This is a genomic window from Streptomyces ureilyticus, from assembly GCF_011045025.1.
GTDB classification, from domain to species: Bacteria; Actinomycetota; Actinomycetes; order Streptomycetales; family Streptomycetaceae; genus Streptomyces; species Streptomyces ureilyticus.
Window position 1 is genome coordinate 29,842 of sequence record NZ_JAAKZX010000081.1, and the last position, 9,503, is coordinate 39,344.

Annotated in this window: 6 protein-coding genes and 3 pseudogenes; all 9 read right to left on the reverse strand. The window is 71.0% G+C overall.

The window, feature by feature from the left end:
• Positions 1-17 precede the first annotated feature (17 nt).
• The gene (locus tag G6048_RS24135; RefSeq protein WP_165341686.1) at positions 18-1,187 is read right to left on the reverse strand and encodes a serine/threonine-protein kinase; all 1,170 of its coding nucleotides are present in this window, start codon (positions 1,185-1,187) and stop codon (positions 18-20) included.
• Positions 1,188-1,348: 161 nt separating this feature from the next.
• Positions 1,349-2,266: a patatin-like phospholipase family protein gene (locus G6048_RS24140; RefSeq protein WP_165341687.1), complete on the reverse strand. Its 918-nt coding sequence runs from the start codon at positions 2,264-2,266 to the stop codon at positions 1,349-1,351.
• A 268-nt stretch (positions 2,267-2,534) separates the two neighbouring features.
• Positions 2,535-3,908 (reverse strand): DUF317 domain-containing protein, encoded by a 1,374-nt coding sequence (locus G6048_RS24145; RefSeq protein WP_165341688.1) that lies wholly within the window; start codon positions 3,906-3,908, stop codon positions 2,535-2,537.
• 66 nt (positions 3,909-3,974) lie between these two features.
• Complete coding sequence (locus tag G6048_RS24150) at positions 3,975-5,096, reverse strand: DnaB-like helicase N-terminal domain-containing protein (RefSeq protein WP_165341689.1); 1,122 nt, start codon at positions 5,094-5,096, stop codon at positions 3,975-3,977.
• Entirely contained in the window at positions 5,096-6,364 is a 1,269-nt protein-coding gene (locus G6048_RS24155) for a DNA cytosine methyltransferase (RefSeq protein ID WP_165341690.1), read from the reverse strand. The genes G6048_RS24150 and G6048_RS24155 overlap by 1 nt, the downstream gene beginning before the upstream one ends.
• Positions 6,361-7,235 (reverse strand): annotated as a pseudogene (locus G6048_RS24160) (hypothetical protein). The gene G6048_RS24155 and the pseudogene G6048_RS24160 overlap by 4 nt, the downstream one beginning before the upstream one ends.
• 255 nt (positions 7,236-7,490) lie before the next feature.
• A pseudogene (locus tag G6048_RS24165) lies at positions 7,491-8,231 on the reverse strand (alpha/beta hydrolase); the annotation flags it as partial.
• A 139-nt stretch (positions 8,232-8,370) separates the two neighbouring features.
• Complete coding sequence (locus G6048_RS24170; RefSeq protein WP_165341691.1) at positions 8,371-8,847, reverse strand: hypothetical protein; 477 nt, start codon at positions 8,845-8,847, stop codon at positions 8,371-8,373.
• Positions 8,844-9,503: pseudogene (locus G6048_RS24175) on the reverse strand (hypothetical protein); the annotation flags it as partial. The gene G6048_RS24170 and the pseudogene G6048_RS24175, both read right to left, overlap by 4 nt.

The window sequence follows — 9,503 nt, forward strand, 5'->3', positions numbered from 1 at the left end:
CACTGACAGCTTGGCCATCAAAGCGCGGTATCCGCCGCGTACTCCGCCCGCAGCTCATCCGCGACCCGCTTCGATGCCGGCGGTTTTACGGCCTTGGGCCGTGCCTTCGGCTCCGCCTTGGGCTTCACGGCCTTCTCACCGGAGCCGGGCTGCGGCTCGTCCTGCTCCGCCTCCTGCGGTTCCGGCTCCTCGGCCTCAGTAGCTTCTCGCGGACTGTCGAGCGGCGAGTCCAGCCCCGCGTCGTCAGTGATCTTGGCCTGGTCCTCAAGCAGCTTCTCGAACGACGCGGACAACAGCTCCTGGGCCGCATCCGGAGTACCGCCCGCGGTCGTATGCTCGATCAGCGCGAGCCGTGCATCAGCCGGCGCTGCTCCGGCGGCCTTCAGCAACTTCGTGCACGCCCTGGAAACGTCGTCCAGCGTCGGCCGGTCCTCGGGGACGTGGGCGAGCATGGACGCGATCAGCGGCTTGAGCCCCTCGGGTACACCACTCAGATCCGGGCCGATATCAGGATTCGCGACCTGCACGGCGACGGCCTCCCACGCCGCACCGTCGTACGGGTAGTGGCGAGCCGCCGCGTACAGCAGAACCGTGCCCAGCGCGTACACGTCCGCCGCCGGAGTCACCTTCGGATGCCCGCTCGCCTGCTCCGGCGGCATGCAGCGCACCGTCCCAATGATCATCCCGCTGTGGGACAAGGACTCCTTCGCGGCGTCCATGAACGCCCCGAGCCCGAAGTCGATGATGATGGGGCCTTCTGTGCCCATGATGACGTTCTGGGGCTTCAGGTCCCGGTGGAGCAGCTCCGCGGCGTGCACGGCGCTCAGCCCCTCGGCGAGCAATGCGCCGAGACTGGCGACCAGCGGCAAGGGGAGCACACCGTCCTGGTCCACGCAGGCCAGCAAAGTGCGTCCGGCCACGTACTCCATGGCCAGCCAGGGCCGGTCCGCGAACGGGTCGGCCTCCAGGAACCGCGCCACCCTGTTGGTGCCGACCACAGTGCGCGCTATCAACGCTTCCTTCTCGAAGCGGGCGCGCGTGACGGGGTCCAGCTTGTCGCTCCGGATTAGCTTCACCGCCACCGGCTGACCCCCCGGGGTGTAGGCGAGGTACACCTCTCCCATGCCGCCCGAGCCCAGTTCCTTGGCCACGGTGTACCGGCCGATCCGCTCGGGCGTCCCCGTCATTCGCTGCTCAGCACTCCTCACACATGCCCGTACGCCGACCGGTCGAGATCCGCGGGTGCCGAGCAAGCCTAGTCGCTCCCGGGCCGCCGGGGCAGGTCAAGTTCCTCTCCCTCCCCGCCCGCGCTTCGCTCTCGCTGTGAGGCCCGTCGGAGTGCCCGCGCTCATGTCCAGTCCTCGTCAACTCTACGAGGGGTCACAACGCAACCACGGTTTGTCCCACGAACGGGGTTCCTGGTTGGCAGTCGGGGTACGTCGTTCAGCCTCTGTGGGCCGGGGCTTGCCGTGTGGTCTGCCAGCCAGTTCCGGGTCGTGTCGTGGCCGAGGCGGATCTGTTCCGCTGCGTGGCGGAAGTCCAGGGGGTTGAGCCCGCGCCGTACCTGGGGGGTCGGTACTACGTGGACCTTTCCCCGTGCGGCGGCGAGATCGCTGGCTGAGGTCCGGCCGAGCAGCATGGCGACGGTGCGGATCAGGATCGGCAGTGCTCCGGCGGCACGGGGGTGCGGCGTGGGCGTCAGGAGCGAGGGCAGTACGTAGGTCGTGGTGGCGCCGAGTGCCTCGGCCTGCAGGATCGGGATGTCGGCCGAGAGGCTTCCGTCGACCAGCAGCTGTCCGTTGCGTTCAACTGGGGGCAGGATTCCGGGAATGGAGGCGCTGGCCAGCAGAGCGTCCACGGCTGGCCCCTCGGAGAGCACCGCGGGCGACCCGGTGTGGGTGTCGGTGGCGACAACGTGTGTGGGGATCGTGGTGTCTTGCAGGTCGTGGATCCGCAGGCCGCTTTCAATGAGGGCGCGCAGCCGGTCCGGCTCGGTGAGGCTGTCGCGGAACCCGGTGAGCCCGGCGGTGAGGGAGAGCGGGCACAGGGGGAACACATCGCCGCGCCGGGCGCGGATCCACAACTGGCGAAGCTGGTCGAGCCCGTTTGACGTCGGGTCCTGCGCGAAGGCGACGGCGTTGAGCGCTCCGGCCGAGGAGCCCACGACGAGGTCGGGTCGGATGCCTGTTTCGGTTAGTGCGCGCAGCATTCCGACCTGCACTGCTGCGAGGCTGGCTCCGCCTTGGAGGACGAAGGCGACCGTCATCTGGCGGTGTCCTCCTGGTCCGCGTCCGGCTGGAGCCGCGGTGTTTCGGTCGCCCGTAGGCGGCGGCTTTGCGGGTGTTCGGGGGCTCTGCTCCGGAGGAGAGCGGCCTGGTCATCGCTGGTGATGTTGCAGGTCATTGTGTGCTTCCAAGAAGTCTGTGACGGTGAAGGGCAAGCCGTGTCGATGGGTGATGGATGGCAATGCGGCCGCGGGTTCTGCGGCTGGGGTGGTCCGTCATGGGCTGGCTCAGTGCTTGCTTGACCGCCGGTCAGCGTCGACGGCCTGCAATCAAAGCGCTCGGTGGTACCGCAGGCGGGGGCGTGGCGGTGACGCGGCTGGTGCGCTGGGCGGAGTGGGGAGGGCTGCTGCGCCGGGTCCCGGTGCCGTGCGCGAGTTCCTCCGCGAGATCGGCGAGAAGACCGGCGGGGGTGTAGGCGGAGGCGTGGATGGCCCAGGTGGGGCTGTTGATGTCGGGGCCGGCCCAGAGGGTCCAGGTGTGGAGGGGGCTGTGGGGGTTGTGGGCGGCGAAGGTGTCGAACTGGACGCCGACATCTCCTTGTTGGGTGTTCCAGCGCAGCGAGTGTCCGTCTACGGCAGATCTCCAGCCGGCGGCGGTGAGCGGCTGGGTGGCCTCGGTGATCTGCTTGTCGGTGATTGGGCTGCCGAGTGCGGTCTCCCATGCGTCACCGGTGCCGAGGGCGTCGAGGAGGGATTTGACGACGGGGGCGGGGACGGTGGGTGTGAGGGTCATGTGCCACATGCGTTCGCTGACGGGGCTCTCGTAGGCGGCTATGGTCCAGGCGGTCTCGCGGGGATGGGCCTCGTGGACGCGTTCGACCCGCAGGGTCTGTGATTCGTGGACGGCGTGGGTGGTGTTGTCGGACCAGGTGCGCCACTTCTCCCAGTCACCGTGGGCGCCAAGGAAGTGGTCGAGGAGGGCGTCGTGGTCGCCGGGGTCGGCGGCGTAGGCGGGAACCGTTTCCGTTCGCTGGACCGGCTGTTCGGGCCTTGCGGCGGCCGGTACGCCGAGCGTGGTGCGGGCTTCGGCGGTCTGGCGTTCGGTGTCGGTCAGGGGTGCGGGGCCGGGGCGCATGGTGTCGCCATGGAGGCGTTCGAAGGCGGTGAGGGCCCGGGCGGGTGAGTCGAAGGTGTCGGCGATCTGCCGCAGGTGGTTCTCGCCGTGGAGGTACACGCTCCTGGCGCTGTCGCGGTAGGTGCCGACCGCGACGGTGGTTCCGCTGTCGTCGGCGTGGGCGTGGATGACGAGGCGGCCGTGGCGGATGTCGTCATGGATCTGCTGGGCTGCGTTGGAGACCTCCCGGATTTCCGCGCGGGTGCACCAGGGCATGGGGTAGTTGGCCCAGGTCCATTCCTCGTCGATGGCTTCGCGGAGCCGGGGCGTGATCTCGGTGGTGATGCCTTCGCCGGTCAGCGCCTGGGCGGCCTTCTTTGCCCAGTAGGGCTCCTCGTGGTCGATGCGGGCCAGGACCAGCGTGTGCTCGTCGACGGCTTCGAATCCGCGGGCCGCCAGAAGCGCGTGGGCGGTGCGGTGTCGCGTGCCGGTGAGGGTGGCGGTCACGGCACTGGAGTGGGCGGGGTGGGTGTCGAGACGGACGTGTGCGTCGATGGCGGGGATCGTCAAAGGGGTATCGCTCGATTCGGCCTGTGTACGGGACCGGAGGGCCCGGCCACGGGCGGTCGGGATCGGTCAGCGGGAGATGCGCGAGGCGGGCGGAGCCGTTGTGCGTGGCGGGCCGGCCCGCGGTGGCGCCGGGGCCCTGGTCCGTGCGGGTCTGGTCGTCGGTGCCGGCGCGCCGGCGTACTTCCACCGGGTGCGCAGCACGTGGAAGTCGGCCAGGGCGCGGCGGCTGCCGGTGATCAGCTGGTGGGGGGTGTTGGCCGGGTCGTCGGTGTAGGTGGTGATCCGGGTGGCGACGGCGTGGGCGCGGGCGAGCAGGGCACGCTGGACGACCTTCTCGCCCCAGTACTCCGGCGGGCCGACGGGGGTGGAGACCAGGGCCATCAGGTCGGTGGGCGCGGTATTGGCGTTCAGGAGGCCGCGGTGCTGGGCCTCCCACAGCACCGTGACCGGGTCGACCGGGCCGCCGCGGTGGGCGAGGGTGGTCAGGCACTGCCAGAGGGCGCCGTGCAGGGGCAGGGCGAAGTCCTCGGGCAGCAGCCAGCGCATCTGCGTCAGCTCGGCGGGGTGCGCCGTCGCGCTCGCGAGGAGGAACCGTTCCTCGTCCAGGGCTTCCTCACCGGTGTCCCGCGGGGGCTCGGGTGGCAGCGGCGTGCGGGGCAGGGAGCCGGGGTGCGGGGCGAACTGTCCGGCGAGGTCCTCCAGGAACCGGGCGAGGGCGTCGGCCTGGGTGAGGGTGGTGGCGGCCGGGTTCGGCAGCGTGGCGTCGGTGGTGGCCAGGGCCAGCCGTTCGGCGTGGGCGCCCAGCGTCCGGCGGGCGTGGTCGGCGCGGATCATCCGCGCGTACGCCGCCGCGTGCTGGGGCCAGGGGCAGACCTGGATCAGGGTGTGGAGGTAGGACGCGGTCAGCCCGGGAGCCTCGGGGCGCGCGGCATCCAGGACCGTGTTCAGCCAGGCTGTGTCCTTCAGGTGCTGGTCCGGATCCGGTGCCGGCACGGTGCGCATGGAGGCGAAGAGGGCGCCGTGGGTGTGGTTGCTGAAGTGCTCCGCGTCCAGGGCGCCGATCTCGGCCAGCCGGTGCGGGTGGAGGAGGAGCGCGCCGAGCAGGGCCTGCTCGGCGTAGTGCACGGGCCGCTGTAGCGGCAGGTCGTCCAGGTCGTCGTCCTCGTGCGGGTCGGTGGGGTGGGGCATCAGGCGGCCAGGGTGAAGTCGTCGGGGGTGAGGGTCTTGCCGAGGTGCGGGGCCAGCAGGTGCGCGGCGAGCCGGGGCGGCACGGCATTGCCGATCTGGGAGAACTGCTGGCCCTTGTTGCCCTGCCACGGGTAGCCGGCGGGGAAGGACTGCAGGACGCCGGCCTCCTGAGCGGTGATCCGGATGGGATCCGGCGCCGGGACGTTGCCGTCCGGGTCGTGCGCGGGTTCGGCAACCCAGGTGCATTCGTTGGCACGGTGGCCGAAGAACAAGGTGCCGGCGGGCTCGTCCAGGCCGCGGACCGTGGCGTTCGCCTGGTTGTTGCTGCGCAGCGACCAGGACCAGCGGTGCTCCTCGGCGGTCAAGGCCGGTGCCGGGGCGACTGCCGAGCGGTTCTCCCGGGTCCCGTGCCGCTGTGCCCGGCCAGCACCTTCACGGCGGGATTGCAGGACGACCCCCGAGCCGGGCCGTGGTGTCCAGGTGCCGCGGTCGCGGGCGTCGGCGAGGGTCTTGCGTGAGCCGGACGGGAACGGCTCGGGCCCGCCTCCGGGGCCGCCGCCGGCGCACACGGTCGGCACGGGGCGGTCGGTGGCGCCCCAGCCGAGGGCCTCGGCCATGGACACCCACCGCTTGCGGCCCGGCCCGAACAGGCTCTCCGGTTCGGCGGTCTTGGCGTGGGTGGGCGTGGGCGGTTCGGCGGTGCGGGTGCGGGAGGCGAGCAGGATCGCCCGCCTGCGGGTCTGCGGAACCCCGTAATCAGCCGCGTTCAGGATGCCCGCCCACACCGAGAATCCCCAGGTGCGCAGGATGGCCGCGTACTGGCGCCACAGCGGCAGCACGTCGGGGACTTCCTCCATGGCCACCCACTCCGGCTGGCCGACCGTGTTGAGGGCATGCAGGTAGCGCATCGGCTCGGCCGCCAGCAGGGAACGCTCGTCACGGCAGGCGGCCAGCAGCTGTGCGCGGGTGTCGCGGCCGGTGGCGAGGTCGGCGACCGCCTGGTGGACCAGGGGCTGGTCCACCAGGCCCAGGCGCTTGCCGGCCATCGACCATGCCTGGCAGGGCGGGCTCGCGATCAGTCCGCCAGTCCGTCCGAGAAACGGCCGGACGGGATACATGGCCACGTCGGTGCGAATGGTCAACTGCCCTGCCGCCGCACGGGTTTTGCAGGCCCACGCGTCCCATTCCAAGCCCACGTCCCGTACGCCGAGGACGTCAAGTGCGTGGCTCCATCCCCCCGGTCCTGCGAACAGGTCCAGGATGGTCAAGTGGCCAGTCCGAAGTCGTCCTGCACCGGCGCGACGTCACCGCGGCAGGCCCACGGGGAGCAGCTGTCGACGACGCCCTGCTCCAACTCCTGAAGGTCCGGTCCGCTGTCGGTGAGTTCCTGCTGCATCGCCGCCCATTCGGCCGCGGTGACGTGATCGATCGGGGCTTCGCTGAGGGGTACGCGGGAGCGGTGGAGAAACGCCTCGCCGAGCAGGGGGTTGCCGGTGGCGTTGGCGCGAGCGTTTCCCTTGCGGATGGCCGCGTCGAACTCCACCACGTCCTCCCATTCCTGTGGGGAGTTGTCGCGGATATTGCGCCACTGGGCGTTTCCGTGAAACGGGCACCCGAGGCAGCTAGATTTCGGGGTGTCGGCCAGGCCGAGCGACGTCAGATAGCGGATGCAGTCGGACCGCGACCAGCCCATATCTGTGATGAGCGGGTGCCGGTTGCGCATGTACTTGACGTCGGCGTCCTTGGCCCGGTGGAATTCGTCGGTGGAGATGCCGACCCACTGCTCGACGAAGACGCCCCTGGGGATGCGTGCCGGGTAGGGATAGCCGAGGAGTTCGCGGACCTTTTTCTTGATCGGCTTAATTTTGTATTCCCCGGTGCATTGCCGCCTTGTCATCCCCGGCTTTCCGTCCTTGTTCAGGACATAGAGCGGCATCGACGCAAACCTGTGGTCGGGGTCCAGGGCGTCCTTGCGTATGTGTCCGGACGATACGCGGAGAACGGGTATGCCTGCGGGTCTGGCTATTTCTCGCTCCAGCCGGTCGAGATGGGAGTAAACGGCTCTCGGTTCCCAGCCCGTGTCGGCGAAAATTGCGTAGTCGACCTTCGGGAGCATGCCGGTGCGGAGAGGGCGAGCATGGCGCTGGACTGGATACCCGCGCCTAGTGAAATTGCCCGGAAAGCAGGGAGTTCGGAAATGATCGGTCCTGGGGGTGAGGAGGGTAGGGGTCCGGCCCGGCGGCGAGGTGGGCGATGCGGGCGCTGATGAGCGCGGGGTGGCGGACGGGCAGCGCGTGCGTGGCGCGGGGGAGGATCTCCAGGCGGGCGGCGGGCGGCGGTCAGGCGCTCGGCCAGCTGCCTGGTGCGGGCGGCGGGGATGTGCCGGTCGTCCGCGCCGGCCATCAGCAGCAGCCGCCCGCCGAACTGGTTGAGCGCGGTCGCGTCGCCCGGCTGGTAGCGGCGCAGGCACTGCCACAGGTCGGCGAGAGCGGCGGTGGGGGTGTGGCGTACGCCGTGGCGGCACGGCGACGGTCCGTGGTCCGGCCTGGTGCTGGGGCGGGGTGTGAGGGTGTAGCGGTGGGTGTCGGGCAGCAGGCGTCGCACCCGGTCCACGGCCTGGGGCGCGTGGGTGCAGGTCAGGGCGAACAGGCTGCGTCCGGCGGCCAGCAGCAGGGCGCGCGGGCCGCGGCCGGGCAGCACGCTTGCCCCGTGTGCGGTGGCCGACAGCAGCACCATGCCCCGGATGCGGGGCAGGAGTTGGGGGTGCTGGGCGGCGAGTTCCTGCAGGACGAGGGCGCCCAGGGAATGGCCGGTGAGCACGAGCGGTCCGGTGGGGGCGACGGCGCACAGGATCTGGTGCAGGTCGTCGGCGAGCTGCCGGATGGTCAGCGGTGCCTGGCCGCGCGGGGTGTGGCCGTGCGCGCGCTGGTCGTAGCGCACGACGGTCAAACCCAGGCCGGTCAGGTGCCGGGCGTGGAGGCGCCACAGGTCCGCGGTGACCGACGCGCCGTGCACCAGCACGACCGTCGCGCCGCCGGGACGCGGGCGCACCGGGGTGTCGCGGTAGACGGACAGGCGAGTGCCGTCCGCGGCGGGGACCGACAACACTTCGGTGGCAGAAGGCGGGTTGGGCACAGAGGGACTCCGGAGGGGGATCAGCAGGGCGGCAGGCGTGCGGTGTCCGGACGGCGCCGGCGATGTTCGGCTGTACTGCGGCTGGCCCTGCGGGTGGGGCGGGCGGATGCCGAGAAGCGGTCGCGAGGCGCGCGGTCGGTCAGCGGCGGCGAGCGTGGGGTGCCTGGGCCTGTCGGGGGCTGGGGTGTGAGGTGAAATGCGGCGGCGGGGCGGGTGGCCGGAGCTGGGTCGTCGTGGACGGGTACGTGACGGGGGAGATGTGGTTGAGGACGGCCAGCCCCTTGCGGGTCAGTGCCAGGCGCTGCCCCATGAGGGATGCGGGGTGGGCCGTGTGATCGCGGTAGGCCAGGCCCTTGCGTTCCAGCGCGTGCCACGTGGTGATCGCGATGTGTGACGAGGTCTGGGTGTCCACATGGTGCGAGCTGTTGCTCCGCTGTCGGACCCGGCTGGGCGTCCGTGCCAGAACCCGCAGGGCGGCGCGCTGTTGCCAGGTCAGACGACGCACGATGGCCGACAGTTCGGACGTGGAGAACGGCGGTCCGGCAGGGCCGGAGGGCTGGGTGTCGCTGTGCCGCGTGGAACGAGACGGCGGGTCGTCTGGGGTGCTGTCGGTCATCGCGTGCGTCCTGAGGACTGCTTCGTCGCGGGAGGCGTCACGGCCGCTGCTCGGGTGGGGGGCGTGGTGATCTTCTGCGTCGCGGTGGCCTGGTGCTGATCGGCGTGCTGCTGCAGGTCCCCGGTGATGCCGCTGGCGAGGTAGTAGCAGCCGGTGCTGGCCAGGTCGAGCTGGTGAGCGGCGTCCGCGAGGTGCTCCGCCATGGCGGGGACCGCCTCCGCGTGCCGTACCCTGCGCACGGCTGCTGCATCGACCGGCGGGCCGGGGAACGGGGCGCCCTCCAGCGGGTTGGCGTCCACCGCGCAGGCCAGGTCGGAGGCGGCGAAACTCGCGGCGGAGACGATGGAGGAGAGCGCCTCCAGGGCTGGGAGGCTGCCGGATATGGCGGTGTACTGGCTGCCGTCGAGGGCGGCGAGGCGTTCCATGGCCTGTTGGACCCGCGCGTGTGTGGCCAGGATCTTCGACGTGAGCTGCTGCCGGGCGTCGCTGCCTGGAGTGAGGGTGAGGGAGCGGATCTCGCCGTGCAAGTCCTCGAAGTCGCTGCCGAGTTGCCGCAGTCGGGCGATCTCGGCGTGGAGGTCGATCTGGCGCATGGTGCTGTTCTCCGGGTGAGGTGGGCGGTGGTCAGCGGCTGCGCCGCTTGCTCTGCGTGGTGG